This is a genomic window from Microcystis aeruginosa NIES-4325 (genome assembly GCF_008974145.1).
GTDB lineage: Bacteria > Cyanobacteriota > Cyanobacteriia > Cyanobacteriales > Microcystaceae > Microcystis > Microcystis aeruginosa_G.
This window is the reverse complement of record NZ_BJKP01000015.1, coordinates 26,008-52,912: the sequence shown is the minus strand read 5'-3', so window position 1 is coordinate 52,912 and position 26,905 is coordinate 26,008. Positions and strand designations below refer to the sequence as shown.

Below are 26,905 nucleotides of genomic sequence, written 5' to 3'. Positions count from 1 at the left end.
AACCGACAAAAAAGAGGGATTTTATGGTAAAATAGTCGTACAAATGGGCATATTCTGCACATCAAAACGGTAAAAACCCGATTTTTAGCGAATTTACTCACAAAAACGCTTTTTTTGCCTTGTTATTGGAGTTAACCCCCCTATGACCGCCGCCCAGGATCATGTCGTCCCCACAGACTTAAGCAATGAAATGTCCCGTTCCTACCTAGAATACGCCATGAGCGTCATCGTCGGGCGCGCCTTGCCCGACGCTAGGGACGGACTGAAACCCGTACACCGGCGCATTCTTTATGCGATGTACGAACTAGGATTAACCCCCGATCGTCCCTTCCGCAAATGCGCTAGAGTCGTCGGGGAAGTATTAGGAAAATACCACCCCCACGGGGATACTGCCGTTTACGATGCTCTCGTCCGCATGGCCCAGGATTTCTCCATGCGCGATCCCCTGATTAACGGTCATGGTAACTTCGGATCGATCGATAACGATCCCCCGGCAGCCATGCGTTATACCGAGTGTCGTCTGCACACCCTGGCCACCAACGCCCTACTACAGGATATCGAGTCAGAAACCGTCGATTTTGCCGATAACTTCGATGGTTCCCAACAGGAACCCGTGGTTTTACCCTCTAGAGTCCCGCAACTGCTAATTAATGGCTCATCGGGTATCGCCGTCGGTATGGCCACCAATATCCCCCCCCACAACCTGGCCGAGATTATCGATGGAACCGTTGCCCTCATCCATAACCCCGATCTCACCGATACGGAATTACAGCGTTATATCCCGGGGCCGGACTTTCCCACCGGGGGGCATATCCTTGGTAGAGACGGCATTCAGGAAGCTTACACCACCGGCCGCGGTTCCATTACCCTGCGGGGAGTGGCCACCATTGAAACCATCGAACAAAGGGGAAGACCCGATCGAGATGCTATTATCATCACCGAACTGCCCTATCAAACCAATAAAGCGGCATTAATCGAAAAAATCGCCGATTTGGTCAATGATCGCAAAATAGACGGTATTTCCGATGTGCGGGACGAAAGCGATCGCGACGGCATCCGGGTGGTGATCGAACTGAAACGAGATGCCTATCCCCGCGTCGTCCTCAATAATCTTTATAAACAAACGCCCCTCCAATCGAATTTTGGGGCGAATATGTTGGCATTAGTCGATAACGAACCGAGATTACTGACTTTAAGGGAGTTTCTCCGGGTTTTCCTCGATTTTCGCCTAGAAGTTATCACCCGTCGTACCCGTTATGAACTCCGCAAGGCCGAGGAAAGAGATCATCTCCTTCAGGGTTTACTAATTGCCCTCGCTAGTCTCGATGCAGTCATTGCCCTGATTCGCAGTGCTGCCGACACAGCTAGTGCAAAAGAGGGATTAGTGCAGAATTTTGGTCTTTCAGAGGTGCAAGCGGACGCAATCCTACAAATGCAGCTGCGACGGTTAACTGCCCTAGAATCGGAGAAAATTCAGCAAGAACACGGGGAATTACTGACAAAAATCGGTGATCTTCAGGATATTTTGGCCAGAAAAGAACGGATCGACAGCATTATCGAGGAAGAACTGCAACAGATCAAAACGATTCACGCTACCCCCCGTCGCAGTCATATTGAACAACGGGAAGGAGAAATCGCCGAAACTGACCTGATTGCCAACGAACAGGCCTTAATTCTCGTCACCGAACAGGGTTACATCAAAAGAATGCCCGTTAATACCTTTGAGTCCCAAAATCGGGCGACAAGGGGCAAAGCTGGGGCGAAAATGAAAGAAGACGACGGCATCGATCACTTTATCACCTGCCGCGATCACGATAGCGTCCTCTTTTTCACCGATCGCGGGGTTGTCTATAGTCTCAATGCCTATCATATCCCCACCGGTTCCCGTACCGCTCGCGGGGTTCCCATTGTGCAACTGTTAGAGATTCCCAAAGGGGAGAAAATCACCTCGGTGGTGGCAGTCAGCGAGTTCAGCGAGGATAATTACCTGATTATGCTCACACAAAAGGGCTTTATCAAGAAAACCGCCCTCGCTGCCTTTAGTAATATTCGATCGAACGGTTTAATCGCCATTTCTCTCGAAGACGGTGATCAACTCCGTTGGGTTCGCTTGGCCAAAGAGGAAGATAGCGTCATTATCGGTTCTCGTCAGGGGATGGCAATTCATTTTAAGGCCGATAGTCAACAATTGCGCTCCTTGGGAAGGGCAACTAAAGGCGTAAAATCGATGAAATTGCGCTCAGGTGACGAATTAATCAGTATGGACATCCTGCCTAGTCAAATTGTCGCCCAAATCGCTGAATCTAACCAAGAAGAAACCGAGGACGAAAGCGAAGAAATTAACCCCGAAGTGGCTAATAATGGCCCCTGGGTGTTAGCAATTACCATGGCAGGACTGGGAAAACGGGTTCCCGTTACCCTCCTACGTCTGCAAAATCGGGCGGGATTAGGAGTCAGAGTGATTAAATTCCGCAAAAAGAACGATAAATTAGCGGCTCTGCACGTTGTTAACCCCAACGAGGAATTTATGATTATCACCGAACGGGGTATTATCATCCGTCAATCCGTCGATGCTATTACTCCCCAATCGCGATCGGCCGGAGGCATCCGGGTACAAAAACTCGATGAGGACGATGCGATCGCTGCTGTCGCCCTAGTTCCCCCTAGTGACGCGGAGGAATCTGAAGATAGTTAGATTTGCTGGGAAGTGGGGAAATGGGGAAGTGGGGAAATGGGGAAGTGGGGAAGTGGGGAAGTGGGGAAGTGGGGAAATTGAACTAAAACCCCAAAACCCCAAAACCCCAAAACCCCAACCCCCAACACCTAAAACCTTCCTGCTCCCTTCGTTAAAATTTGGGGTTAAAACTGAAAAAAGTGCATTAATTGGGAGATTTCCTGAGCGTCTAGGGATAAACGCCCTTTAAAATCCACAATATTCTTAAATAATCCCTGTTCTTCTCTATTTTTAATAATGGCAGCCGCCAAATTATCGCTGATCAGGGGTAGGGTGGTTAACTGCTCGATCGAAGCGGTGTTAGGATTGATTTTAGGGGGTGCGAGGTGACTTTCGGGGCTATAATAGGCAAATTCTAGAATCGGTTCCCAAGCTTTCAATCTAGCCACAGGAACACTCAAAGCAGCCGCTAGATCTTCGAGACAAAGCAATTCTACCCCCATACCCAGCAATTCCACCAACATCCGCGCTTGATGGATGGATATCCCTGGCAATCGCAGCCAATCATCCACACCCGCTTGACTGACATTAATTTTAATGCCCAATTGTGCCGCCATAGCGATCTCATCGAGGGAACGAAAGCGATAATAGGGATCATTGCTAATTTTGGCTTTTAAAGGGTTAAAAGTGCGCCCTAACCAGTTTTGCGGTGTCATTGTAGTAATTGTCGCCGTTTTTCTTCAAATTCGTACTCAGAAATCAATCCTTCTTGCCGGAGGCGCTCTAATTCCCTTAAAGCTGCCCCGATCGCCTCTACTTGTTTAGGCTCTAAACTGGGGACAGTGGCAGCAGCGGTGGCAGTGGGAAAATAGTTAGCCAAAAATTGGTTATCTTGGATTAAATACCACACTGCATCGATCGCGCAAGCCACCCGGGGAATCGGAGTTTGCCAAAGGAGAAGATAAATAATTCCCCAGAGAGGTTGACCGAGATAGAATTTATGAATACCGGCGATAGGAAATGGTAAAGCGAGAATGCTGCCGATAAAAGCCAAAAAAATCGCTAATTTACGGCTTTTGGGCTTACTTAATAATTTTTCCACCAGAAGCATGACACCTGTTCGAGATTGATTTTACCCTGATCTGAACTTTCTATTCTAAAATACTCTTTGGTTCTAACATAGGGATACGCGATGACTAGCAGAATCAAGGAAATCTTTCAGACAGGACAACCGGATCAATCCGTCACCGTGCAGGGTTGGGTGAGAACAAAACGAGAATTAAAAGAATTTACTTTCCTGGAAGTTAATGATGGCTCATCCCTAGCCAACTTACAAGTTATCCTCGAACCGACTTTACCCGATTATGAAAATGTACTAAAAGCAATTAGTACAGGAGCAGCGATCGCTGTTTCGGGAAATTTGGTTCCTTCCCCGGGTAAAGGGCAAAATATCGAGTTAAAAGCGGCCGAAATCACCCTTTATGGTGACTGTCCCCCGGATTATCCCCTACAAAAGAAACGTCATTCCTTTGAATTTCTGAGAACCATTGCCCATCTGCGAGCAAGAACCAACACCCTAGGAGCAGTAATGCGGGTTAGAAACGCTTGCGCTACCGCTATCCACAGTTTTTTCCAAGAAAAGGGCTTTATTTGGGTACATACTCCCATTATTACCGCTAACGACTGCGAAGGTGCGGGAGAATTATTTACTGTCACCAGTTTAGATTTAAAAAAACCCGCCAATTTTGCCGCGGATTTCTTTGGTAAACGGGCCTATTTAACCGTGAGTGGACAATTACAAGCGGAAGTAATGGCCATGGCTTTATCTAATGTTTACACTTTTGGCCCGACTTTTCGCGCCGAAAATTCTAATACTTCCCGTCATCTGGCCGAGTTTTGGATGGTGGAACCGGAAATGGCTTTTTGTGATCTGGAAGGAGATCAGGATTTAGCGGAAGCTTTTCTCAAATATATCTTTAAATTTGTCTTGGAAAATTGTCCCGAAGATTTGCAGTTTTTTAACGAACGTATCGATAAGACAGTGTTAAGTACGGCCGAGAATATCGTTAATAGTGAGTTTGGCCGGATTACCTACAGCGAAGCGATCAAGTTATTAGAAAAAGCCGATCGTCAGTTCGAGTTTCCGGTAGAATGGGGCGTAGATTTACAGTCAGAACACGAACGTTATCTAGCGGAAGAACTATTTAAAAAACCCGTGATTGTCACCAATTATCCCAAGACAATCAAAGCTTTTTATATGCGTCTAGATGACAATAACAAAACCGTTTCTGCTATGGATATTTTAGCACCCAAGATCGGCGAAATTATCGGCGGTTCCCAACGGGGAGAACGATTAGATGTATTAATCCAAAGAATGCAGGAACAGGGAATGAATCCCGATGATTTGTGGTGGTATTTGGAGCTGCGTCGCTACGGTTCCGTTCCCCACGCCGGTTTTGGTTTAGGATTCGAGCGTCTGGTACAATTCATGACGGGAATGACCAATATTCGCGATGTAATTCCTTTCCCCCGCACCCCTTTAAGTGCCGACTTTTAGGATGATGTCTAGTATCGACAGGAGAAAGGTTGTAATCCTCAAGCTTTCAGCGCTAATTTGCTTGGTCTTTGGAGACTTGTACAACCTTATTGTACATATTCAAGCTCTTGAAGTCCCCAAAAATCCCAAAATCTCGATCGCTGGTTAGGGAGAGGAATGTAAAGATTTATTAAATTGTAGCTTAGGCTACAGACTTGGAGTAGAAAATGTTTTTTGTTTCACTGTCCTTCTTCTGTCTTGGGTTGGGCTATCGCTTAACCCAAGCTGCGAGGGCGAACGTACTACGTTCTTTGTCTCCTTTCTCCTGTAACAGTTCTTGATGGGGTTGTCTGAGTTTAGCCTGATTGATAATGATAGCGAGCTTGTAAAAAATAAACCTTATTTCCTGTGACTTTATAAACCAAACGATGCTCTAAATCGATCCGTCGTGACCAAGTGTCGGCAGCAATATACTTAAGAGGTTCGGGTTTACCCAATCCTGTAAACGGATCGCCATCCAAAATATCTGCCACCAAGTCTAAGATTTTATCGCCTTTTTTCGGTTCGTTCCGATACCACCAAGCTAAATCTGCTTTGAAATCAGGACTAAAAACTGGCAAATAACCATGAATAGGATTGTTTTTAGATTTATCTGGCTTATTTTTTCGTTTAGGACTCAATTCCTAACTCCTCTTTTAATTCAGCTAATGTTTGAGGAGTTGCATCTTCTGTGTCTGCCCATTCTAAAGCCCGAAATAAGCGTTTGGCATTTTCTGGCGATCGCAATAAATAAACACACTCTAATAAACTGGAAAGCTCATCTTCAGCAATTAAGGCCACATTTTTCTGATTGCGACGCTTAATGACGATAATTTGAGATTCGTCACACACCTGATCTAAGATACTGGCTAAATTCATTCTTGCTTGAGAGTAGGTGGTTTCTTTGCTTAACATGATTTTTAGGGGAGACTTGTACAACTTTATTGTACAATTTCAAGCTCTTGAACTCCCCAAAAACCCCAAAATCTGAAGGGAGGAGAATATAAAGATTTATAAATTTTAGCTGAGCATACAGCTGTGGGCAGGAAATTAGAACCAGAATTATATAAACCGAATTGGAGAGTTGTTTGATGAATAGCAAATTTACCCATAGTTTCTTGGGGATCTTCGCCATCGCTACCCTAGGAACGGCAGTTTTACCAAATCAAGTTCAAGCTTTTACAATATATCTAAACAGTGGCCAAGTGAGTGGAAATCCCGGAACCCCAGGCGCCACAGATAGCAACATTACCTACTGGACATTGGGAGTACCTGTAAATCCACTGTCGCCGCCCTTCACCCCGGCCGATTTTGCCAAAGCTAATGGGACAGGGACATGTTCCGGTACTGATATATGCGGTTCTGCCAAGGTAGTTGCAGATTTTCCCTTTGCTTCCCCTCCTTGGATTCCTTCTCTCCCAAGCGCTCCCAATGCGCGATGGATTAACTGGGAGGTCGACCCGTCACCGACTTTTTATGGTTCTCCAGCAGCTTCGGTGCTGTATGCCTATCCTTTTACCATACCTGAACCAACCATCAACAACGCTGCGATCGAGATGTATTGGGCAGTAGATGATATTTTGGGAGAATTTATTCCAGGATTTCCTGATCCCAACCCCATTGGAGTATATATTAACGGTACTCCTCTTAGTAGTAGTTTCAGCGGTGCGGGTCGTTTTCCAGAATATTCTGCTTCCCAATCTGGAATTGAGGGTTTGTTAAACCCAGGACTAAACTGGCTTTATGTTTACCAAAGAGATGCTGGCGGCGCGTATAGCGGTACTATCTTCGGCGCACGTATCAGTGTTAATGTTCCTGAACCCAGTTCTATTATTGGTCTTGCAGCCCTCGGCACCCTCGGCGCTGGTGCAACCCTCAAGCGCCAAATAAAATCATCCAAACCATCAGAAAAAGAAACCACAAAAGTAGGCTAAATTGTCTCTAAAAATACCATCAATGCCCCTTGATTCAATCTTGAGTGGGTTTATTTTTTTGCCCGTGTTTCCAATCATTAATTTTTATTAATTAATTGCTCACAAGTAGTTTTTGTGATATAATGAGGGGTCTTAGACAAATATCGTAAAATTAAATAACTATTGTGATTCCCAAAGAAATTATACGAGCAACAGGAAAAAACGAGCAACTGTTGCGACTAGAACTGGCAATCATTATGTTTAGAGATTATCATATCAGTAGCGCAAAAGCGGCTGATTTTGCCAACTTATAGCGTTTCTGATTTACAAGAGGTACATTCCCGATCCTGAACAACTTAATCAGCAAAGGTTTAAGTGTGTCGCACAGATACGAGAACCGCTATATCTTTAATTGCATTATCTAATAATAACTCCCACGGGAAACCCTACAGGTACTTTCCCCCAATTCTACTACAGCCTTTCGGCATCCTTCTCAGGATCGATTTATTTAGTCTGCGAAAATTGTAATGATTATTCACGAAAATCTTACATCATTCTCTAGACTGCCTCTATCTTGACCTTTTTTGTCTGGGTTTGGCACGGTAAAACCCTGTTTATCGAGTTTTTGTAAAGCTTTGGCGTTTTTTGTTTATTGTTTTTATTTAAATTAAATATATAAACAAAGCTGTTTTTATAAATTTTTGCAGATTTCAGAGACTTTATAAGCTCTAAAAGATTATTTATCTAATTTTTACTCTTTTAATCTCGCTCTAGCTATAGCATATAAAAATTGAGCCTCTTCCCAAGGGGTGGGGAGATGGTCAATAATGGCGATCAAAGCACTGATAAACAAACTCACCATTCAAGCGCAAATTTAGGAGAACTTCCATGCCTTTAACACTCGCAGTCTACGGAAAAGGTGGCATCGGTAAATCGACAACAAGCTGTAATATTTCAGCCGCTTTAGCCAAAAGAGGCAAAAAAGTCCTACAAATAGGCTGTGACCCCAAGCATGATAGCACTTTCACCCTGACAGGCTTTCTGATTCCCACAATCATCGATACCCTGCAAGAAAAAGATTTTCACTACGAAGACATCTGGCCCGAAGACGTTATCTATGAGGGTTACGGTGGTGTCAAATGTGTGGAAGCAGGTGGCCCTCCGGCCGGTGCCGGTTGTGGCGGTTACGTCGTCGGGGAAACGGTAAAATTATTAAAAGAATTGAACGCTTTTGATGAATTTGACGTGATTTTGTTCGATGTTTTGGGGGATGTGGTCTGTGGAGGATTTGCCGCACCCTTAAATTACGCCGATTACTGCATAATTGTCACAGATAACGGCTTTGATGCTCTTTTTGCCGCCAATCGCATCGCTGCTTCCGTCCGCGAAAAAGCGCGCACCCATCCCCTGCGACTAGCCGGATTAATTGGCAATCGCACCTCAAAACGGGATTTAATTAATAAATATGTGGACCATGTTCCCATGCCCGTGTTAGAAGTTTTACCCTTAATTGAAGATATTCGCGTCTCCAGAGTTAAAGGTCAAACTCTCTTTGAAATGGCCGACAAAGACCCGATGTTAAGTTATGTTTGTGACTATTATCTCAACATTGCCGATCAGATTTTAGCCAAACCAGAAGGAGTTATTCCCAAAGAATCTGCCGACCGGGAGTTATTCACTTTATTATCGGATTTCTATCTTAATGCCGATAAACCGAAAGTTAACGCCGAGGAAGAATTAGACCTGATGATGGTTTAGATTATTTTTTCGGGTGGGTTAGGGACAGCGTAACCCACCAATAACCACCAATAAACTCTTTTTCTGGGTGGGTTACGGCGAATAATTAACTTATTAGTTAATAGCCTAACTTATCGTCGCCTAACCCACCCTACCCACGAATTTTATCAAGGACTTGATAATGATCATTTTTCCCTCTTATTGGGAACTCTAATAGAGAGAACATTATTATTCAGTCAAGGGGACAAAATGAGCAACTTTGAGGAATTAAAAGCAGCACTTAAAGATAAATGGTTGGATTACTACCAAATTAATCAAGCTTGGATTAAGGTTTTTACGACTGCTACTAATTCTTGGATAAACACTCCTGATGGGGGAAAACGTCCTTCTTCTCATCTAATTCTGGGAGTAGCTACTGCTTTAGAAACACAATTATTTATGTGGATGAGTCCTTTTTGTGTTCTCAGCAACGATAGTAATAAACTTGTCGATGCTTTAGGTTTAAATTTTGGCCCTGAGATAGAACTCGAAAAACGAGAAGAAGAAAGAGCAAAAATCCAAGAAGCTGAAGCCATTTCTTTACTGCCTGAAACCAATCCACATACTGAATACCTAAACCAATTTCGCAATTAAGGAGAACCAAAAAACATGACCGCCACTCAAGAACCGAGCGCTTTACAATTTGATTGTGAAACCGGCAACTATCACACTTTTTGTCCGATTAGCTGTGTTGCTTGGTTATACCAAAAAATCGAAGATAGTTTCTTCCTTGTTATCGGCACAAAAACCTGTGGTTACTTCCTGCAAAATGCTATGGGGGTGATGATTTTCGCCGAACCACGTTATGCTATGGCTGAATTAGAAGAAGGGGATATTTCCGCTCAACTAAAAGACTACGAAGAACTAAAACGCCTCTGCTTACAAATTAAACGAGATAGAAACCCTAGCGTTATCGTTTTTATCGGTACTTGTACCACCGAAATCATCAAAATGGACTTAGAAGGATTAGCACCGAAACTAGAGTCAGAAATCGGTATTCCTATTGTGACAGCACGCGCTAATGGTTTAGATTATGCCTTTACTCAAGGGGAAGATACCGTCCTCGCTTCCATGGTGCATAAATGTCCCGAAAAAGTTAAGCACGAAGAGGAAAAAGAAGAACGGAATGCCATCCAGAAACTCCTAACTTTTGGACGTAAAAAAGAAGAAATTAAACAGGAAGAATCGGAATATAAAGACCATCCTCCTTTAGTTTTATTTGGTTCTGTTCCCGACCCAATTGTGACCAATTTAACCCTAGAATTGAAAAAACAAGGAGTTAAAATTGATGGTTGGTTGCCGGCCAAACGGTTTACTGAATTACCAGTAATTGAAGAAGGTTATTATGTGGCTGGTGTCAATCCTTTTCTATCACGAACTGCCACCACTTTAATGCGTCGTCGTAAGTGTAAATTAATTGGCGCACCCTTTCCCATCGGTCCGGATGGAACCCGCGCTTGGATAGAAAAAATCTGTTCAGTTTTGGGAGTACAACCACAGGGATTAGAAGAAAGAGAGGCAAAAATTTGGGAAAGTTTAGAGGATTATCTGCAACTTGTGCGCGGTAAATCAGTCTTCTTTATGGGGGATAATTTACTAGAAATTTCTCTGGCACGTTTCCTAATTCGCTGTGGGATGACTTGTGATGAAATCGGTATTCCCTACATGGATAAACGCTACCAAGCGGCCGAATTAGCATTACTAGAAAAAACCTGTAATGATATGGGTGTTCCCATCCCGAAAATTATCGAAAAACCTGATAACTACAATCAGATTCAGCGCATTTACGAGTTAAAACCCGATTTAGTGATTACAGGAATGGCCCATGCAAATCCCTTAGAAGCGCGGGGAATTAACACTAAATGGTCGGTAGAATTTACTTTTGCTCAAATTCATGGTTTTACCAATGCGCGAGATATTTTAGAGTTAGCTACTCGTCCCCTGCGTCGTAACAATAACCTCAAGGAATTGGGTTGGGATAAGTTAGTTAAAGAGTCAGCAAAAGTGTAATTTTGTTGTCAAAAGTGTACAGTCATCAGGTAAGGAATTGATTTTCCTTGCCTTTTTTCCAGTGATTGTTTGCTGATTCTGAGGACAATTCTTGTTCAAATGCTCAACAAGTGCATAAAATAAAAGTATCGTCTCCTTTATTCCTTAGAGACTGTTAGGGTTAATATGCAATGCTCATCGGATTTAGTGTCGGCAATTATCGCTCTTTTAAAGATGTAGTCACTCTCAGTATGGTAGCTGCAGAGGAGGCCTACGGTAATGATGAGCTTGATAAAAATAATGTTTTTAAGGTTAATCAACAATTTAGTTTACTGAAAAGTGCCGCTATTTATGGAGCAAATGCCAGTGGTAAGAGTAATTTAATTCTGGCATTCAATTTTATGCGACGGTTTGTCATGAATTCTGCAAAATTACAAATCACTGACAAAATAGATGTGGAAGACTTTAGATTAAGTACCGAAACTGTTGATAAACCATCCTTTTTTGAAATAGTTTTTCAGCTAAAAAACAAAACTTATAGATATGGATTTGAAGCAACTCAAAAGCGAGTAGTTTCCGAATGGTTATTTTGTACGCCAAGAAGTCGTGAAACTAAAATCTTTAATCGGCAAGGCGATAAAATAGAATATAGCAAAAATATTGAACAAGGTAATATACTAAGAGGATTGACAAAAAAAAATACTCTCTTTTTATCACTAGCGGCTCAATTTAATGATTCTCTAGCGGTGGAAATTGTCTCTTGGTTTAGTCACTTAGGTGTTGTGTCTGGGTTAAATGTGGAATTATTAAAAGCGATTACGCTTGAGTATCTTTCTGATAGACAAGATTTGATTGATGATGTAACTAAGTTAATTAAAAAATTAGATTTAAGTATTGACAATCTCAACCTAGAAACAGAAACCAGAAAAATTTCCTTAGATAGTCTCCCGCAAGATTTACCAGATGTTGTCAGAAATATCATCAGTGACTCTAGCGGTGAAATAAAGTCCGCTACCATAAAAACCTATCATCCAAAGTATGACTCAACAGGTAAAATGATTGAGTTAGAAATTTTTGATATGGACAAACATGAATCTGATGGAACTAAAAAGATTTTTGCTCTGTCAGCACCGATTTTAGACACTTTGCAAAGAGGGGAAGTTTTAGTAATTGATGAATTGGATGCCAGACTTCATCCTCTAATGACTAGAAATATAATCGAATTATTTAATTCTCAGAAAACTAATCCCAAAAATGCTCAACTTATTTTTACTACTCACGATATTAATTTACTTAGGTATAAATTTTTAAGGAGGGATCAAATTTGGTTTACCGAAAAAAATCATCAAGGAGCAACAGATTTATATTCTTTGGTGGAATTTGCTGATATTAATCATAATACCTTTGAAAAAGATTATATTCAAGGTCGTTATGGCGCAATACCTTTTATTGGTGATTTAAGTACAATTATTGGTAATTAGTATGGGTAAAAACAGGAATACTTACGATTATTTGTGTCGCCAAACTAAGACTAGAGAAATAAGGAACAGATTTTTAATTATTTGCGAGGGAGAAAAAACTGAAGTTAACTATTTTAAGGCTTTTGATGTTCCTAAGAAAATTGAAGTTACGGTGCGAGGTGAAGGTAAAAATAGCTTGAGTTTAGTCAACAAAGCTATTCAGATTATAGATAATCTAAAACAAGATGACTCATTCGATCAAATCTGGTGTGTTTTTGATAAAGATAACTGTTCTAAAGAGCAATTTAATCAAGCGGAAAGACTGGCTAAACAAAAAAACATCAAGATTGCCTATTCTAATGAAGCTTTTGAAATTTGGTTTATTTTACACTTTCAATATCTGGATATTGCCACATCCCGAAGTAAATACCCAAAAATTTTAACTACCCAGATGAAAAAGTGTGAATTATTAAACGAGAAAGAACAATATGCAAAAAATCGAGAAGATATGTACGAAAAATTAAAGCCATACCAGACAACAGCAATCACTAATGCAGCAAAACTTATTCAAGATAGAGATAAAGAAAAAAAACATTCTTTTGATGCCAATCCCTCAACCACAGTACACGAATTAGTGCAAGAACTTAACATCAATAGTCGTCCTTAAGCTTGATTCTCTTTTCTCAATTAATTAAATATTTAATTTTAATTTAAACCTAAAGTTGTTATAATAACCAAAAGCCTATTTAACCAAAGTAACTGCTCTTGATTTGATTTAAATGTCCAATAACTTATCTCACCAAAAACCCTATCATCTCAACTTTAGCAGTGAGGATTTAGGCACGGCAAAACCGACTATCACCCTATTATCGGGGGAACCAGAACGCTCGCGCTATATTGCTGAAAATTATTTACAAAATGCACGTTTACTATCGGATTATCGCGGATTAAATAGTTATCTTGGCTACCTAGATAATTCTACCCCAATCCTTCTGGCTACCAGTGGTATGGGTGCGCCATCTTTGAGTATTGTGGTTAATGAATTAATACAGGTGGGAATTAAAACTATTATTCGTATCGGTACTTGTGGCGCAATTCAAAATAGAATAAAAATCGGTGATATTATTATCTCACAAGCGGCTTTATGTAGGCAAGGTGCGGCTAATGATATTGCGCCTCTGGAATATCCCGCTGCGGCGGATCCTTTTTTGACAGTTGCTCTAGTCAAATCGGCTCAATTTTTGGGAGTAAATTATCATGTAGGTATTACCGCTTCTGTAGATAGTTTTTATGAAGGACAGGAAAGAATCTTGTCTTCTGCTAACCCTTATCTTCAGCGGCATTTAGAGGGAATTACGGAAGAATATCGACGTTTAAATATTCTCAATTATGAAATGGAAGCGGGAACTTTATTTAAAATGGCGGGAGTTTATGGATTTACTGCCGCTTGTATTTGTGCTGTGATTGCCCAAAGAAGCGAAGAGGAAGGGATTAGTTTAGAAAGCAAACAACAAGCCATCGAAAAAGCGATTCAAGTGGCAATATTGACTGTTAGTAACCTCTCCCTATCCTCAATTGATTAATTTTGAGAAATCATCTTCATGAATACTTCCTCTTTTTCCTGACTTTGGGGATAACAGGAGATGAGTTTAGCTCGTAATTCCTGGTACAAAATAATTGATCGCCTTGTCTAAGTAGAGTACATGAATTTGCTCAAAAAAGTGTATTTTATTGCGAATATTTAATTATTTTTGACAAAAGTAAATTCTCACCCAAAAAAATTTGGGGCGGAGATTAACCCACCCCGAAATGTCTTCTTAGTCTTCTAAGCTAATCTTGACTGGATTAACTTTCCAAATCTCTTGACAATATTCCCAGATTGTGCGATCGCTAGAGAATTTGGCCATGCGAACCGAGTTGAGAATCGACATCCGCGTCCACTTGTCCCGATCGCGATAAGCTTGACTTACCTGTTCCTGACAATCAGCGTAGGATTGATAATCAGCTAAAAGCATATACTGGTCATCGTAGAGGAGAGAATCGACGATCGGCCTGAATAATTGCGTGTCACCATGGCTAAAATAACCACTCTTGATTCGATCGATCACTCCCTTCAATTCGCGATTATTTTTGTAATAGCTCATCGGTTCATAACCGTGGGCTTTCTTAGCATAAACTTCTTCTGCTGTCAAGCCAAAAAGGAAGAAATTTTCTGCCCCTGCTTCCTCGCGAATTTCGATATTAGCACCGTCCAGAGTCCCGATGGTGAGGGAGCCATTCATGGCAAACTTCATGTTACCGGTTCCGGAAGCTTCCTTCCCCGCCGTAGAAATCTGTTCGGAAAGATCCGCCGAAGGATAGATGCGCTGCCCCAAAGAAACGTTAAAGTTAGGCAGGAAAACCACTTTTAAACGACCTCTGACATCGGGATCCTTATTAACAATTTCAGCTACAGCATTAGTTAACTTAATAATTAACTTCGCCATAAAGTAACCGGGGGCTGCCTTACCACCAAAGATAAAAGTGCGCGGCACGATATCGACGTGGGGGTTCTGTTTAATGCGATTATAAAGGGCGATAATGTGCAGAACTGCCAGATGTTGGCGTTTGTATTCGTGAATCCGTTTTACCTGCACATCGAAAATCGAATTAACATCCACCTCGATATTGCGGGTTTTAAGAATATAAGCCGCTAAATCGGCCTTATTCGCCTGTTTAATTTCATACCAACGCTGACGGAATTCGGGATCATCAAGGTATTGTTCCAGTTTTCGCAATTCCTTCAGGTCTTTTAACCAATCATCGCCGATTTTTTCGGTAAATAGTGCTGATAATTGGGGATTGCTCAATAAAATCCACCGGCGCGGGGTGACACCATTGGTTTTATTGTAGAATTTTTCCGGCCAGAGCATGGCAAACTCTTTCAGGGTGTCTTTTTGCAGTAACTCCGTGTGTAAAGCGGCGACTCCGTTAATTGAGTGACTACCCACACAGGCTAAATTGGCCATGCGAATTTGTTTATTACCCCAACCAGCTTCTTCAACTATCGACAATTTGCCCAATAATTCCTCGTTATCGGGAAACCAAGTCCGCACATCCTCGAGGAAAAAGTGATTGATCAGGTAGATAATTTCTAGATGTCGGGGCAGCAGTTTGCCGAGTAAATCCGCCGACCAACGTTCTAGGGCTTCCGGCAATAGGGTATGATTGGTATAAGCGAAGGTTTTTTGGGTAATTGTCCAAGCTTTTGACCATTCTAAGCCGTTTTCATCCACTAACAAACGCATTAACTCAGCGATCGCAATGGCGGGGTGAGTGTCGTTCAGTTGAATAGCGGCGGTTTCGTGGAAGTTTTGCAGATTTTTGTGGTTTTTTAGGTGAATGCGAATTAAATCTTGCAGGGAAGCTGCCACAAAAAAGTATTGTTGGGCCAGACGTAATTCGCGACCGGCGGGGGTGTTATCGTTGGGATAAAGAACTTTAGAAATGGTTTCCGCGTCCATTTTTTCAGCCACGGATTGATCGTATAACCCGGCGTTAAAAGCCTCAAAATTAAACGATTCACTCGCTTCTGCTTTCCAGAGACGCAAAGCGTTCACCGTGTTGGTTTTGTACCCTGGGACGGGGGTATCGTGGGGAATGGCTAAAACCCGACGTTCCGGCAGCCATTGTACCCGTTCCTGTCCCTTATCATCGTGATAGATTTCCGTCCGGCCCCCCAGTTTTACTTCCACACTTTCATCGGGACGGGGTAGTTCCCAAGGATTGCCGAAGCGTAGCCAGTTATCGGGGATTTCCACCTGCCAACCGTCTTGGATGATTTGATGGAAAATGCCAAATTCGTAGCGGATACCGTAACCGATGGCGGGAATTTCCAGGGAAGCGAGGGAATCGAGGAAACAAGCCGCTAAACGTCCTAAACCGCCGTTGCCGAGGCCGGGATCTGGTTCCTGTTCGATAATTTCCTCAAAATCAAGACCTAATTCCTCGATCGTCTCTTTGATTAGGTCATAAATACCCAAATTAGCGAGATTATTACCTAAATACCGCCCCATGAGAAATTCGGCGGAGAAATAGCAGACAAGTTTAACTTTTTCTTGTTTGTAGGTGTCGGTGGATTTCAGAAAACGACGCAGCAGGCGATCGCGAACGGTGTAGGCAAGGGCGACATAGTAATTGTAGGGACTAGCATTAGTGCGGTTAACCCCTTGCAAATAAAATAGATTGTCCAGAAAAGCCCTTTTTAGGGTTTCGGGACTCATGCCCGTGCGATCGTCTTCAACTAAAGTGGGGCATTGAAGCACTTCACGCCCATCAGCTAGGGTATAGGTTGTCTCCATGGGTTTTTGTTGTCCATATATTCGGGAGTCGATCGCCGATCAGATCTGATGACGATTCCTTTATAGTTTACTTGTTACCTTTTCGAGAGACTCAGACATTTAGATTTCTATTGGTTTTGAGCGAAACGGCGATCGCTATTGCCGACAAAAAAAGGGTGAACCCTGTCCACCCTTCCACAATTATTCACAAAAAAAGCTTAATAGCGTTTTTTTCTGTCACCACCACCACCATTGAAGGGCGCACGCTCTTCACGATCGCGGGCCTGGTTAACTTTAATTGACCGCCCCATCCAGTCAGCACCATCTAGTGCCTCAATTGCGGCGGCTTCTTGGGCTTTACTTTCCATTTCCACGAAGGCGAAACCGCGTTTGCGCTGTGTCTCGCGATCCACGGGAATATGAACCCTTTTAACCTCGCCGTACTCTCTAAAGACATCGACCAGATCCTCTTGGGAAATCTCGTAAGAGAGATTACCAACAAAAATAGACATAATACTTGAATCCTCGAACAATACTCGAAACGGTGTGGAGACACAAAATTCAGGGAGAAGCCGAACAATACTAAAGTAAAAGACTTACCGAGTTAATACTGAAAACGAACTTGAACACCAATCTTGACTCTCGCCTCGATCATAACACGAAAAGACTGGAGTTAATGTTAACTTTTATGCTCCAGGGGAAGAGACTGTTTTGGCTATCGGTGGCTACTCCCTCAACCGCCAGCTTTTTTCTCCCGACGAAATAACCAAATCATCAGAGCCACCACACCGATTTGTAGGGCAAAATTGGGTAAAGCGGTGGCTACGTCCCTTGCTGCCGCTAATTGGGCCAGAAAAACCACCGCACCGATAAAACCAGAAGCCCCCAAACCGAGATAGAGAAACTGCCGCAGCCCTCGGTAGGGATGGGCTGCCTCCGCTTTCAAGCGGGCGTATTTTTGGGGATCAAGTCGAGGGGATTTGCTCATAAAAAAATTTTTCTAGCTCTGTATCTATTGTCCGTGATATAATCGGAGGCTGGCAAGGTGCCGATGTAGCTCAGTGGTAGAGTAGTTGATTCGTAATCAATTGGTCGTGGGTTCAAATCCCATCATCGGCTTGGGTTTTCCTCCTAAAAGTTGACTAAGATATCCTTCATGCAGTGGTTAAACGCCTTGATTTTGTTCCAGCTATGCCAAAACTCTCCCAGGTTCAGGCCTTTGCCGCAGATTTGCTTCAACAAGCCATTTTAGCCCCAAATAATAAGAAAAGGTTGAATAATTTCGGCGATCGCTTGACGTTGGCAATCGTCATATCCCCAGCGTTCTAGAAAGGCTTGATATTCTCCTTGTCCGCTGTTTAAACTGCTGGCTAATTGTTGTAATTTTTCCCCCAAGGCTGGCGATAATAACTGCTTAATTAGTTGACCAGTTTTTTCTTGGACTTTCTCAGAACATCGGGCGTTTTCTTCGTCTCCTTGACTGCGATGATATATGACCATTGCCGTGGACATGGCCAGATTTTTAACTAATAATTCATTCACCAATATCGGGGAAGTTTTTAACGCAGTGATTACTTCTAAACTAGGATATCCTGTATAGGATAAATCGCTGGTTAAGTAAGTAACAAAAAATCCTCTGGCTCCATTTTCTGTTGAGACTAACTCAATAAGTCTCTGAGTGATTATATTGGCATCTAAAAACTCAATTTGACTTAGTAAATCTTGAGTGTGTTGGATGGCAGTTTCAAAAGTTATACCCATAAACATAAATAGCCTTATGTGAAGTTTAAGATAAAAATACTAAGCATCTAAAGCATTTAACCAATTAGTTAAATCCTCCAATGTCGAAAAATCCAATAAAGCTTCCCCCGCTCGTTCCAGATTATCAATATTCAAGGTCATAATCCGACTCTCTATATGCACATCAATATCTCCTAACTTACGTTTAATCAGACGGACAATTAGATTTCTTTCTCTTGCTAAACCCTGTTCTAAACCCTGTTCTAAACCCTGTTCTAAACCCTGTTCTAAACCGCGGCGCATCCAACTGGTGGTAATCTGCATAACTCCCTCCTGTTCGGGTTGAATAAATGTGCTAATCTCCTGTTGAAATTCTATCTCCTCGGACGAGTTGAGATTGAGATAGGTATCGACAAAGCCTGAAATCAATTGCATTCTAGCGGCATCTAATCTTAATGTTACCAATAATCTTAGACATTGTGCCTTAACTTTTGCTCTATCCCGAGGGGCAATTTTCATCTTAGCCATCAAAGCGGCGGCGACGGGATTAGCTTGATTGATAAAATCTCGCCAATTCAAGCGATTTAACTGGACAACTTGATAGTTAAATTCTAACACTTTTAAGTCAGGAAACTCAATTTTGTATTGACGAATTGCTTCTTTTTGCGGACGATCATAGGAGAATATGACAATGGGATAAACTGGTAAGGCAAATTTTTGATGCAGACGAGTAAAATAAGTAAACATTCGCCGATTAAATTCTGGTTGAGAGCTAGACTGTGCTTCTAGATGAATTAAGAAAAATGATGATTGTCCTCGAAATTGAACTTGGGCGACTAAATCACTTTCATACTTTTCTCCTTCCGTGACATCGGTAAAAACTTCTTTGTCTAAAAATGTGATCTGATTAGGCTCTAAATAATTAATAATCTCAGAAAAAAACAACTGAATAAATTCAACAAAAAAAGTCGCGATTAATTCCTTAAATAAACGATCATGGTCAATAACATTATTCATACATAGCAGTTATCCTAATGGTAAGGTAGAAAGTTTTCGTTTTGAGGAGTCGGTCGCTCGTCGTCGATATCAAAATTAGGTTACACTTCATCTTTAGGAGAAATGCGGTCAATTACTGGTTAAGAGGGGGGCGAGGCAGTTCGAGCATTTGTACTAAAATATCCAAGAGACGGCTAACTGCTATATTTTCTGGTGACGATATAAATAGCAAAAACTATAGACGAATAGCTATGAGCTTTGGTGAAGAATTTGAATTACTGCTGCGGGCGCGCTATCCTCTCATCTATGTTAGCACCCTAGAAGAAGAACGTCTCGAAAAAGCGATCGCCGATATTGCCAAACAGAGCCATAACCGTGCTGTCTATGTCTGGGATTTCGTGGATGGTTATCAAGATAATCCCAATAATGAGAACTTTGCTCGGCGCAATCCCCTGCAAGCTCTTGAATTCGTCGAAAAGCTGCCAGCTAACATCGCCGCCATCATAATTTTACGCGATTTCCAGCGCTTTTTAGAAGATATTGCCATCGCCAGAAAATTGCGAAATCTGGCCCGTTCCCTGAAATCTCAGCCTAAAAACCTAATTATCGTCGCTCCTGAACTGTCTATCCCCTCGGATCTAACCGAAGTAATCACCGTCGTCGATTTTCCCCTCCCCAGTGGCGAAGAAATTAAACGGGAAATCCAGCGATTAATCGCTGCCACCGGACAACCCCTCAAAGAACCACTCCTGGATGAATTAGTGCTTTCTGCCCAAGGATTATCTCTAGAGAGAATTCGTCGGGTTTTAGCCAAATGTTTAGCCAGTCACGGCAAAATTGAGCCAGAGGACGTGGAATTAATTTTGGCAGAAAAACGCCAATCGATTCGTCAAACCCAGATATTAGACTTTTATCCCGCCACAGAGCAGATTTCTGACATCGGCGGCCTAGATAATCTCAAAGATTGGCTGATTCGTCGCGGTGGTGCTTTTAGTGAACGCGCCCGCGCCTACGGTTTACCCAATCCCCGGGGTTTACTATTGGTGGGGATTCAAGGGACGGGTAAATCCCTGACAGCGAAAGCTATTTCCCATCATTGGCACTTACCCCTACTACGTCTAGACGTGGGGCGTTTATTTGGCGGATTGGTGGGAGAATCGGAATCACGCACCCGTCAGATGATTAATCTCGCTGAAGCTTTAGCTCCCTGTGTGCTGTGGATAGACGAAATCGATAAAGCTTTCGCCGGAGTGGATGGGAAAGGCGACGGAGGAACCACCGGGCGGGTTTTCGGTACTTTTATCACTTGGTTAGCGGAGAAACAATCGCCGGTTTTTGTCGTCGCTACAGCTAATAACATCCAATCTCTGCCCCCGGAAATGTTGCGAAAAGGACGCTTCGATGAGATATTTTTTGTCGGACTACCTAGCCAAAAGTCCCGCGAGGAGATTTTTAGCGTTCATCTGGGGAAAGTCCGGCCTCATAATCTGAAAAGTTATGATATAAAGCGATTAGCCTACGAAACTCCCGATTTTTCGGGGGCAGAAATCGAACAAACCATCGTGGAAGCGATGCACATCGGGTTTAGTCAAAATCGCGACTTTAGCACCGATGACGTTCTTGAGGCCGCTAGTCAGATTATACCCCTGGCTCGCACTGCTCAAGAACAGATCCAGTTTCTACAGGATTGGGCAAAGTCTGGTAAAGCTCGTTTAGCCTCTCGCGATGATCGTTTTAATGTTAATCCTAACAGTTAATTTAGCACCAATATGAAGCGTTTATCTGGTTTATTGCAATTTATGGTCGGTTTTGTCATGGGAGTGGCGATTTTGGTCGGTGGGGCTACTGCTGTCGCCTATATGCTTCTCTCAGGTATGAATTCTAATCCTCCTAAACCCGTCTTTACCGAGGAGAAAAAAGAGGAAACTAAGGAGGAAAAAGCTGCTAAACCCATCCCTACTAATCCCGTCCAAGAACAACCCCAAGCTGAGGTGAAAGAGTCTCCCAAGGCTGCACCAGCAGCAAAAGCAGCCCCGAAACCCAGTCCCGAAGCAAGAAAAAAAGAAACCACATCCGAGGGTTATCAAGCGCGGGTGACATGGCAAAGCGGTTTAAGTCTGCGCTCTGAACCTACCAGTGAATCGACTCGTCTCGGCGGTCTGGATTATAATACTAAAGTCAGCGTGGTGGGAACCAGCAGCGATGGCCAGTGGCAGCGGGTGCGTCTGTCCGATGGTCGCGAAGGTTGGATCAAAGCGGGTAATATTTCCAGAGTTCAGTAAAGATTTGGCTACACTTCGCTTCTGATTAGGATTTTAGGCTTCTTTGTCACCCCCTCAGAGCAAGAGCAAAGCACAGACAGAAGCGAAGCTTGACCGTCAATGCTGCTTTTGAGAAGGAGACGGGTTGCTAAAGCCTCTATAATAGGTAGCCATAGAGATGCCGACAACTTCCCCTGTCGATAGCGAATAAGGAGAAAAAAACCCAGTGTTTGTCCTCAAAGGTTACGAGTATTTTCTAGGATTTCTGCTCGCTTGCAGTTTAGTACCAATCCTATCCCTAACGGCCTCCAAAGTCCTGCGGCCTAGTGGTGGGGGTCCAGAAAGACGCACCACCTATGAATCGGGGATGGAACCGATCGGCGGTGCTTGGATTCAGTTTAACATTCGTTATTATATGTTTGCCCTCGTTTTCGTGGTTTTTGACGTGGAAACCGTCTTTCTCTACCCTTGGGCAGTAGCTTTCAATCAATTGGGCCTATTAGCTTTTGTAGAAGCACTGATCTTTATTACTATCCTTGTGGTTGCTCTCGTCTATGCTTGGCGGAAAGGAGCCTTAGAATGGTCATAGCGGCCATAATTTTCCTTGTTTTTGACTTTTCATGAGAGGATAACCCGATGAGTCCCAACCCTACCAGCGAATTTAAGCAAATTATCGAACAACAAAGCGAAAAAATCCTTAATCCCATCGAACGCACGAAAGTTACCCAGTATTTATCGGAAAATGTCATCCTCACTACCGTTGATGACCTGTATAACTGGGCGCGTTTGTCAAGTCTTTGGCCAATGCTATACGGTACAGCTTGCTGTTTTATCGAGTTTGCAGCCTTGATTGGTTCCCGTTTTGATTTCGATCGCTTTGGTTTAGTTCCCCGTTCTAGTCCCCGGCAAGCCGATTTAATCATCACTGCCGGTACAATCACCATGAAAATGGCCCCCGCTTTGGTGCGTCTGTATGAAGAAATGCCAGAACCTAAATACGTTATCGCCATGGGGGCCTGTACGATTACGGGGGGAATGTTCAGCAGTGACTCCACCACCGCAGTTAGAGGGGTAGATAAACTTATCCCCGTGGATGTCTATATACCCGGTTGTCCCCCCCGTCCGGAAGCGATTATCGATGCGATTATTAAACTGCGGAAAAAAGTCGCTAACGAATCTATTCAAGAACGTGGTACTGTCCTTCAGCAAACCAATCGTTATTACAGCACTACCCACAAAATGCAGGCCACGGAACCGATTCTTACGGGTAAATATCTCCAATCGGCCACCCGTCAAGCGCCTCCGAAAGAGTTACTAGAAGCCACTGGTATGCCTGTTCCCCCCGCTCTTTTGACCACGAAACAAAAGGAAGAAATCTAAATGACTGAAGAAACGACAGCTATTGTACAAGCTGGCCCCACTTCGATTTGGTTAAGCGAAAATGGTTTTGAGCATCAAGCTTTAGAAGCTGACCATATTGGTGTGGAATTGATTAAAGTAGAACCAGACTTTTTAATTCCTCTGGCCACTGCTTTATACGCTTATGGCTTTAATTATCTCCAATGTCAGGGTGCTTACGATTTGGGACCGGGTAAAGAATTAGTTAGTTTCTATCATCTGGTCAAAGTAACCGATAATGTCGATGGTCCCGTGGAAGTACGCTTAAAAGTCTTTCTTCCTAGAGATAATCCCCGGGTTGCTTCGGTTTACTGGATTTGGAAAGCCGCTGACTGGCAAGAACGAGAAAGTTATGATATGTTCGGCATTATTTATGAAGGACATCCCAACCTGAAACGGATTTTAATGCCGGAAGATTGGGTCGGTTGGCCTCTACGCAAAGATTATGTTTCTCCCGAATTCTACGAACTACAGGACGCTTACTAAGTCGAGAAACTAATCACTAATTATGTTATGGCTCCCATCGGGTTAGAAGATATTTCTAGCCCGATTTTTTTGAGATTTAGGGACAACATAAGCTATTGACTATTTAGTCGGTTAAATCTACATTTCGTAGCCAAACTTATTGGCATCTACTTCTTGTAAATTAATATCGATTAAACCGTATTCTAACCAGCGTTGGGAAACCTTGACCGCCATGGACGGATCCGACTCCAAAGGTTCCCCCCACTGGTGGTCAGTTTCGGGATACATTTTAGTGGTGGCATCAATTCCCATTCTTCCCCCCAAACCGACCTTTTCGCTGGCAAAATCGAGGCTATCAAAGGGGGTTTCCGGGAGAATAAACACATCACGAACCGGATCCACTTTAGAACTAATTGCCCAAACCACTTGCCGGGGGTCGCGAATATTAATCTCCTTATCGACGACAATGACAAATTTAGTATAGGTGAACTGGGGTAAGGCACTCCAAAAAGCTAAGGCCGCTCGCCGCGCTTGTCCGGGATAGGACTTATCAATGGAGATAATCGCCGCTTTATAGCTTAAAGCTTCCATCGGTAGGAAAAAATCCCTGATTTCCGACACCTGTTGCCGTAAAATCGGCGTATAAATACGATTAAGAGCGATCGCCATCATCGCTTCTTCCTTGGGAGGACGACCGCTAAAAGTGGTTAAATAAATGGGGTCGCGACGATGGGTCATGCAGTGGAAATGAATCAGGGGTGAATCTTCCACACCGCCATAGTAACCCATGTGATCACCAAAGGGTCCATCTGGCAATACTTCTCCGGGGGTAATTGTTCCTTCGAGGACGATTTCTGAGTCGGCCGGCACTTCCAAATCGAGGGTTTTACATTTGGCTAACTGTACCCCAGAACCGCCGTACAATCCCGCAAACAGCCATTCTGAGAGATCTACGGGGATAGGAGTGGCAGCGGCCATGATAATCAGAGGATCGACCCCTAAAGCGATGGCTATTTCTAATTTTTTGCCCATTTGCGCCGCTTTTCGCAGGTGACGCGCCCCACCGCGCACGGATAACCAGTGGACGGTCATGGTATTGTGAGACTGTAGCTGTAAGCGATAGACACCGACGTTAGGGGTTCCCGTTTCGCAATCTTTAGTAATTACTAGCCCTAGCGTGATAATCTGGCCTGCATCCCCCCGATAGGGGCGAATCATCGGAATTTTCTTTAAATCTACTTCATCCCCCTCTAAAATCACCTGTTGACAGGCAGGGAAAAAGTTACGGTTGGGTTTCGCTTTCAGGACATCAAACAACACTTTACCAAAATCGATCGCTTGGGAGAGTTTTTTCGGCGGTTTCGGTTGTTGCAAGAGGGCGAGTTTTTTGCCTAAATCTTCCAATTCTTCGGGTTTATTCAGGTTCATCGCCCAACAGATGCGTTCTACCGTTCCCATGAGGTTAATAGCGACGGGAAACTCGGCCCCTTGCACGTTTTCAAACAGTAGGGCAGGTCCCCCCACCTGTAGCATCCGATTAGCGATCTCGGCAATTTCTAAGTCGGCAGAGACCGATGCACTAATGCGGCGTAATTGGCCACGATCTTCTAAAAGCTTAATAAATCCTCGTAAGTCTCTAGCCATGATGAAGAAATGTAAATAAATCCCTGTCTCTATTATCTCTTAGTGCGGCAGTTTCGGTGGGAGATAGTCACCGTTTTGAGAGTTTGGGGCGATTCTCGTCTAGAATTAAGTAAAAAAATCCCCATCTTGCCAGCTTCATTCCCACCCCTAAATTTATGCTTATCCAGCCCGGAGGTCAATATGATTAAGGATATTTAAATTAGTAATTTTAGGTGTTTTGAGCATCCCAAAATTAAAGGCTTTGAGCGAGTTAATTTAATTGGTGGTAAAAACAATTCAGGGAAAACTGTCTTGTTAGAGGCAATATTTTTGTATAGTTACCTCTATCCAAATACTATTCATGAAGTCAGAGAAGCTATTCGCAACGAATCTTTAGCAGTTGTTCAGGCTGTTCCCAAAAATGCCTGGGATAATTTATTATTCAATCTTGATAGAAAAAATATTATTGATTTAAAAGGCTCCCAATCTAACCAAGTAGATAAATTGGTAAAAATATCGATTTCCGATTCTCTTAAAGATAGCGTTTTAGGCATCTCTGAAGACTTGCAAAAATTATACGATTTTATCGCTAAAAATCAATCGGGTATTTCTATCTTAAATATTCACACAAGTTTTGACCATGATAAAGACCCAAAAGATAGTCAACTGAACTATTTTTTAATTGCTAGTTCTGAGGGAATACTAGCTTTGCCTGATCGGGGTGATGAGGAACCAGTAATCATTGCCGCATCTGTCAATAAATCTTTAGAAGAATTGAGCGAGTCCTATACTAAAATAGTTTTTAATGAACAGGAAGAAGAAGTGCTAAAAGCTCTACAAATTCTCGATCCGTCCATTGAGAAAATAGAAAGTTTTTTCTGGGCGAACCAAATTTATATCTGAAAATAAAAGAAACAAAACGCTTACCTATATCTCTGTTTTGTGAAGCTATTAATCGTCTGATAGAGATGATTTTTGCTCTACTTATCAATCCTAACAAAATCATTTTTATCGATGAAATAGAAAATGGTATTTACTATACTGCTTACCCAGATATTTGGAAAACTTTATTCCGATTAGCTATTGAACTAGATAGCCAAATTTTTGCCACAACGCACAGTTTAGAGATGATCCAAGCTTTTGCCGATGTGGGGTTAGAATATTATCCAGAACAGGGGGCCTATTTTGAACTAGCCAGAAGTCCCAGAACTGATAAAATTATCGGTATTAAAAGACAATTAAGCACTTTAGAGTACGCATTAAAACATGGCAATGAGGTGAGAGGTGAGTAACTTATTAATCGTCGAGAGCAAGAATGATAAAATTTTTATCGAAGCCCTAGTGCAATACTTAAATTTTAACAAAATTCAGTTAGATAAACCGATTTGCTTTGAGGAAGATGACTATAAATGTTTACAGGGTTTAGATCAAGCTAAATTAACCAGCACTTTCGATGAAATTAAGGCGACTATTCCTAAAAAAGCTATCCCTAAGTTGGTATTATTATCGATCAAGATTCTGATACTAAGACAGAGCGACTAAATTGGCTTAACGATTGTCTAAAAAAGGTGTATCCAGAAGCGGAAGATATTAGGGAAACCAGTCAGCTTTATAGATTGACAACAATAGAAGATCAAATCACAGAATTTGCTTGTTATTTTACCAATGTGGACGGACAAGGATAACTAGAAACAGTTCTCAAGAAGATTAAAAGTC

The 26,905-nt window shown here is 42.6% G+C and carries 25 protein-coding genes, 1 tRNA gene and 1 pseudogene; 17 read left to right on the top strand and 10 right to left on the bottom strand.

Going from position 1 to position 26,905, the window contains the following annotated elements:
* The first annotated feature begins 142 nt into the window (after window positions 1-142).
* Window positions 143-2,695 carry a DNA gyrase subunit A gene (gene gyrA / locus MiAbW_RS10415; RefSeq protein WP_151696064.1) on the top strand — a complete coding sequence of 851 codons (2,553 nt, stop codon included), beginning with the start codon at window positions 143-145 and terminating at the stop codon, window positions 2,693-2,695.
* Between the two features lie 164 nt (window positions 2,696-2,859).
* On the opposite strand, the gene MiAbW_RS10405 is transcribed toward gyrA, so the two are convergent.
* Both MiAbW_RS10405 and MiAbW_RS10400 read right to left on the bottom strand, forming a co-directional pair.
* Window positions 2,860-3,390, bottom strand: a complete 531-nt coding sequence (locus tag MiAbW_RS10405) for a ComEA family DNA-binding protein (RefSeq protein WP_046663126.1) — start codon at window positions 3,388-3,390, stop codon at window positions 2,860-2,862.
* Window positions 3,387-3,785, bottom strand: a complete 399-nt coding sequence (locus MiAbW_RS10400; protein WP_002788179.1) for an NINE protein — start codon at window positions 3,783-3,785, stop codon at window positions 3,387-3,389. The genes MiAbW_RS10405 and MiAbW_RS10400 overlap by 4 nt, the downstream gene beginning before the upstream one ends.
* An 81-nt stretch (window positions 3,786-3,866) precedes the next feature.
* Between MiAbW_RS10400 and asnS the strand changes: the two genes are divergently transcribed.
* Entirely contained in the window at window positions 3,867-5,231 is a 1,365-nt protein-coding gene (gene asnS / locus MiAbW_RS10395; RefSeq protein WP_151696062.1) for an asparagine--tRNA ligase, read from the top strand.
* Between the two features lie 335 nt (window positions 5,232-5,566).
* On the opposite strand, the gene MiAbW_RS10390 is transcribed toward asnS, so the two are convergent.
* Together MiAbW_RS10390 and MiAbW_RS10385 are read right to left on the bottom strand one after the other, a co-directional pair.
* The gene (locus MiAbW_RS10390; RefSeq protein ID WP_004268832.1) at window positions 5,567-5,890 is read right to left on the bottom strand and encodes a Txe/YoeB family addiction module toxin; all 324 of its coding nucleotides are present in this window, start codon (window positions 5,888-5,890) and stop codon (window positions 5,567-5,569) included.
* Complete coding sequence (locus MiAbW_RS10385; protein ID WP_004268831.1) at window positions 5,880-6,164, bottom strand: type II toxin-antitoxin system Phd/YefM family antitoxin; 285 nt, start codon at window positions 6,162-6,164, stop codon at window positions 5,880-5,882. The genes MiAbW_RS10390 and MiAbW_RS10385 overlap by 11 nt, the downstream gene beginning before the upstream one ends.
* Window positions 6,165-6,340: 176 nt before the next feature.
* Here MiAbW_RS10385 and MiAbW_RS20055 point away from each other — a divergent pair, with 176 nt between their 5' ends.
* The 7 genes from MiAbW_RS20055 to MiAbW_RS10345 all read left to right on the top strand — a co-directional run bounded on the left by MiAbW_RS20055 (window position 6,341) and on the right by MiAbW_RS10345 (window position 13,970).
* Window positions 6,341-7,183, top strand: coding sequence for a PEP-CTERM sorting domain-containing protein (locus tag MiAbW_RS20055; RefSeq protein ID WP_238707242.1), 843 nt, complete (start codon window positions 6,341-6,343; stop codon window positions 7,181-7,183).
* 867 nt (window positions 7,184-8,050) lie between these two features.
* Window positions 8,051-8,920 (top strand): ferredoxin:protochlorophyllide reductase (ATP-dependent) iron-sulfur ATP-binding protein, encoded by an 870-nt coding sequence (bchL, locus tag MiAbW_RS10370; RefSeq protein WP_108936572.1) that lies wholly within the window; start codon window positions 8,051-8,053, stop codon window positions 8,918-8,920.
* A gap of 228 nt (window positions 8,921-9,148) precedes the next feature.
* Complete coding sequence (locus MiAbW_RS10365) at window positions 9,149-9,532, top strand: DUF5331 domain-containing protein (protein ID WP_151696061.1); 384 nt, start codon at window positions 9,149-9,151, stop codon at window positions 9,530-9,532.
* Window positions 9,533-9,547: 15 nt separating this feature from the next.
* Window positions 9,548-10,948 (top strand): ferredoxin:protochlorophyllide reductase (ATP-dependent) subunit N, encoded by a 1,401-nt coding sequence (locus MiAbW_RS10360; protein WP_046662684.1) that lies wholly within the window; start codon window positions 9,548-9,550, stop codon window positions 10,946-10,948.
* A 170-nt stretch (window positions 10,949-11,118) separates the two neighbouring features.
* Complete coding sequence (locus tag MiAbW_RS10355) at window positions 11,119-12,408, top strand: AAA family ATPase (RefSeq protein ID WP_151696060.1); 1,290 nt, start codon at window positions 11,119-11,121, stop codon at window positions 12,406-12,408.
* Window position 12,409: 1 nt separating this feature from the next.
* Window positions 12,410-13,054 (top strand): RloB family protein, encoded by a 645-nt coding sequence (locus MiAbW_RS10350; protein ID WP_151696059.1) that lies wholly within the window; start codon window positions 12,410-12,412, stop codon window positions 13,052-13,054.
* Between the two features lie 112 nt (window positions 13,055-13,166).
* On the top strand, window positions 13,167-13,970 hold the full coding sequence (locus MiAbW_RS10345; RefSeq protein ID WP_151696058.1) for a nucleoside phosphorylase: 804 nt from the start codon (window positions 13,167-13,169) through the stop codon (window positions 13,968-13,970).
* A 234-nt stretch (window positions 13,971-14,204) separates the two neighbouring features.
* On the opposite strand, the gene MiAbW_RS10340 is transcribed toward MiAbW_RS10345, so the two are convergent.
* The 3 genes from MiAbW_RS10340 to MiAbW_RS10330 all read right to left on the bottom strand — a co-directional run bounded on the left by MiAbW_RS10340 (window position 14,205) and on the right by MiAbW_RS10330 (window position 17,694).
* On the bottom strand, window positions 14,205-16,727 hold the full coding sequence (locus tag MiAbW_RS10340; RefSeq protein WP_151696057.1) for a glycogen/starch/alpha-glucan phosphorylase: 2,523 nt from the start codon (window positions 16,725-16,727) through the stop codon (window positions 14,205-14,207).
* A gap of 197 nt (window positions 16,728-16,924) precedes the next feature.
* Window positions 16,925-17,218, bottom strand: a complete 294-nt coding sequence (locus MiAbW_RS10335; RefSeq protein ID WP_151696056.1) for an RNA recognition motif domain-containing protein — start codon at window positions 17,216-17,218, stop codon at window positions 16,925-16,927.
* A 221-nt stretch (window positions 17,219-17,439) separates the two neighbouring features.
* Window positions 17,440-17,694, bottom strand: coding sequence for a DUF3493 domain-containing protein (locus tag MiAbW_RS10330; RefSeq protein ID WP_151696055.1), 255 nt, complete (start codon window positions 17,692-17,694; stop codon window positions 17,440-17,442).
* A 59-nt stretch (window positions 17,695-17,753) separates the two neighbouring features.
* Between MiAbW_RS10330 and MiAbW_RS10325 the strand changes: the two genes are divergently transcribed.
* Window positions 17,754-17,825, top strand: a tRNA-Thr gene (locus MiAbW_RS10325).
* Window positions 17,826-17,954: 129 nt separating this feature from the next.
* Here the strand turns inward: MiAbW_RS10325 and MiAbW_RS10320 are convergent.
* Entirely contained in the window at window positions 17,955-18,467 is a 513-nt protein-coding gene (locus MiAbW_RS10320) for a hypothetical protein (RefSeq protein WP_151696054.1), read from the bottom strand.
* 39 nt (window positions 18,468-18,506) lie between these two features.
* On the bottom strand, window positions 18,507-19,463 hold the full coding sequence (locus tag MiAbW_RS10315) for a DUF4351 domain-containing protein (protein ID WP_151696053.1): 957 nt from the start codon (window positions 19,461-19,463) through the stop codon (window positions 18,507-18,509).
* 230 nt (window positions 19,464-19,693) lie between these two features.
* Here MiAbW_RS10315 and MiAbW_RS10310 point away from each other — a divergent pair, with 230 nt between their 5' ends.
* The 5 genes from MiAbW_RS10310 (at window position 19,694) to MiAbW_RS10290 (ending at window position 23,587) form a co-directional block, all read left to right on the top strand.
* Window positions 19,694-21,199: an AAA family ATPase gene (locus tag MiAbW_RS10310; RefSeq protein WP_151696052.1), complete on the top strand. Its 1,506-nt coding sequence runs from the start codon at window positions 19,694-19,696 to the stop codon at window positions 21,197-21,199.
* A 12-nt stretch (window positions 21,200-21,211) separates the two neighbouring features.
* Window positions 21,212-21,724: an SH3 domain-containing protein gene (locus MiAbW_RS10305; RefSeq protein ID WP_151696051.1), complete on the top strand. Its 513-nt coding sequence runs from the start codon at window positions 21,212-21,214 to the stop codon at window positions 21,722-21,724.
* A gap of 205 nt (window positions 21,725-21,929) precedes the next feature.
* Window positions 21,930-22,292, top strand: coding sequence for a photosynthetic/respiratory NAD(P)H-quinone oxidoreductase subunit C (gene ndhC, locus MiAbW_RS10300; protein WP_151696050.1), 363 nt, complete (start codon window positions 21,930-21,932; stop codon window positions 22,290-22,292).
* A 47-nt stretch (window positions 22,293-22,339) separates the two neighbouring features.
* Window positions 22,340-23,083 carry a photosynthetic/respiratory NAD(P)H-quinone oxidoreductase subunit K gene (gene ndhK / locus MiAbW_RS10295; protein ID WP_151696049.1) on the top strand — a complete coding sequence of 248 codons (744 nt, stop codon included), beginning with the start codon at window positions 22,340-22,342 and terminating at the stop codon, window positions 23,081-23,083.
* The gene (locus tag MiAbW_RS10290) at window positions 23,084-23,587 is read left to right on the top strand and encodes an NAD(P)H-quinone oxidoreductase subunit J (protein WP_151696048.1); all 504 of its coding nucleotides are present in this window, start codon (window positions 23,084-23,086) and stop codon (window positions 23,585-23,587) included.
* Between the two features lie 117 nt (window positions 23,588-23,704).
* Here MiAbW_RS10290 and MiAbW_RS10285 read toward each other — a convergent pair whose 3' ends face one another.
* Complete coding sequence (locus MiAbW_RS10285) at window positions 23,705-25,210, bottom strand: UbiD family decarboxylase (RefSeq protein WP_151696047.1); 1,506 nt, start codon at window positions 25,208-25,210, stop codon at window positions 23,705-23,707.
* Window positions 25,211-25,408: 198 nt separating this feature from the next.
* Here MiAbW_RS10285 and MiAbW_RS20560 point away from each other — a divergent pair.
* Together MiAbW_RS20560 and MiAbW_RS20040 are read left to right on the top strand one after the other, a co-directional pair.
* A pseudogene (locus MiAbW_RS20560) lies at window positions 25,409-26,481 on the top strand (AAA family ATPase).
* Window positions 26,474-26,731, top strand: coding sequence for a DUF3226 domain-containing protein (locus tag MiAbW_RS20040; RefSeq protein ID WP_238707239.1), 258 nt, complete (start codon window positions 26,474-26,476; stop codon window positions 26,729-26,731). Before MiAbW_RS20560 ends, MiAbW_RS20040 begins: the two are co-directional and overlap by 8 nt.
* Window positions 26,732-26,905 lie beyond the last annotated feature (174 nt).

Excerpts from the sequence above, each read along its gene's own strand:
- gyrA (WP_151696064.1), top strand. The coding sequence starts at position 143 with ATGACCGCCGCCCAGGATCATGTCGTCCCCACAGACTTAAGCAATGAA.
- MiAbW_RS10405 (WP_046663126.1), bottom strand. The coding sequence starts at position 3,390 with ATGACACCGCAAAACTGGTTAGGGCGCACTTTTAACCCTTTAAAAGCC.
- MiAbW_RS10400 (WP_002788179.1), bottom strand. The coding sequence starts at position 3,785 with ATGCTTCTGGTGGAAAAATTATTAAGTAAGCCCAAAAGCCGTAAATTA.
- asnS (WP_151696062.1), top strand. The coding sequence starts at position 3,867 with ATGACTAGCAGAATCAAGGAAATCTTTCAGACAGGACAACCGGATCAA.
- MiAbW_RS10385 (WP_004268831.1), bottom strand. The coding sequence starts at position 6,164 with ATGTTAAGCAAAGAAACCACCTACTCTCAAGCAAGAATGAATTTAGCC.
- MiAbW_RS20055 (WP_238707242.1), top strand. The coding sequence starts at position 6,341 with ATGAATAGCAAATTTACCCATAGTTTCTTGGGGATCTTCGCCATCGCT.
- bchL (WP_108936572.1), top strand. The coding sequence starts at position 8,051 with ATGCCTTTAACACTCGCAGTCTACGGAAAAGGTGGCATCGGTAAATCG.
- MiAbW_RS10365 (WP_151696061.1), top strand. The coding sequence starts at position 9,149 with ATGAGCAACTTTGAGGAATTAAAAGCAGCACTTAAAGATAAATGGTTG.
- MiAbW_RS10360 (WP_046662684.1), top strand. The coding sequence starts at position 9,548 with ATGACCGCCACTCAAGAACCGAGCGCTTTACAATTTGATTGTGAAACC.
- MiAbW_RS10355 (WP_151696060.1), top strand. The coding sequence starts at position 11,119 with ATGCTCATCGGATTTAGTGTCGGCAATTATCGCTCTTTTAAAGATGTA.
- MiAbW_RS10350 (WP_151696059.1), top strand. The coding sequence starts at position 12,410 with ATGGGTAAAAACAGGAATACTTACGATTATTTGTGTCGCCAAACTAAG.
- MiAbW_RS10345 (WP_151696058.1), top strand. The coding sequence starts at position 13,167 with ATGTCCAATAACTTATCTCACCAAAAACCCTATCATCTCAACTTTAGC.
- MiAbW_RS10340 (WP_151696057.1), bottom strand. The coding sequence starts at position 16,727 with ATGGAGACAACCTATACCCTAGCTGATGGGCGTGAAGTGCTTCAATGC.
- MiAbW_RS10335 (WP_151696056.1), bottom strand. The coding sequence starts at position 17,218 with ATGTCTATTTTTGTTGGTAATCTCTCTTACGAGATTTCCCAAGAGGAT.
- MiAbW_RS10330 (WP_151696055.1), bottom strand. The coding sequence starts at position 17,694 with ATGAGCAAATCCCCTCGACTTGATCCCCAAAAATACGCCCGCTTGAAA.
- MiAbW_RS10320 (WP_151696054.1), bottom strand. The coding sequence starts at position 18,467 with ATGGGTATAACTTTTGAAACTGCCATCCAACACACTCAAGATTTACTA.
- MiAbW_RS10315 (WP_151696053.1), bottom strand. The coding sequence starts at position 19,463 with ATGAATAATGTTATTGACCATGATCGTTTATTTAAGGAATTAATCGCG.
- MiAbW_RS10310 (WP_151696052.1), top strand. The coding sequence starts at position 19,694 with ATGAGCTTTGGTGAAGAATTTGAATTACTGCTGCGGGCGCGCTATCCT.
- MiAbW_RS10305 (WP_151696051.1), top strand. The coding sequence starts at position 21,212 with ATGAAGCGTTTATCTGGTTTATTGCAATTTATGGTCGGTTTTGTCATG.
- ndhK (WP_151696049.1), top strand. The coding sequence starts at position 22,340 with ATGAGTCCCAACCCTACCAGCGAATTTAAGCAAATTATCGAACAACAA.
- MiAbW_RS10290 (WP_151696048.1), top strand. The coding sequence starts at position 23,084 with ATGACTGAAGAAACGACAGCTATTGTACAAGCTGGCCCCACTTCGATT.
- MiAbW_RS10285 (WP_151696047.1), bottom strand. The coding sequence starts at position 25,210 with ATGGCTAGAGACTTACGAGGATTTATTAAGCTTTTAGAAGATCGTGGC.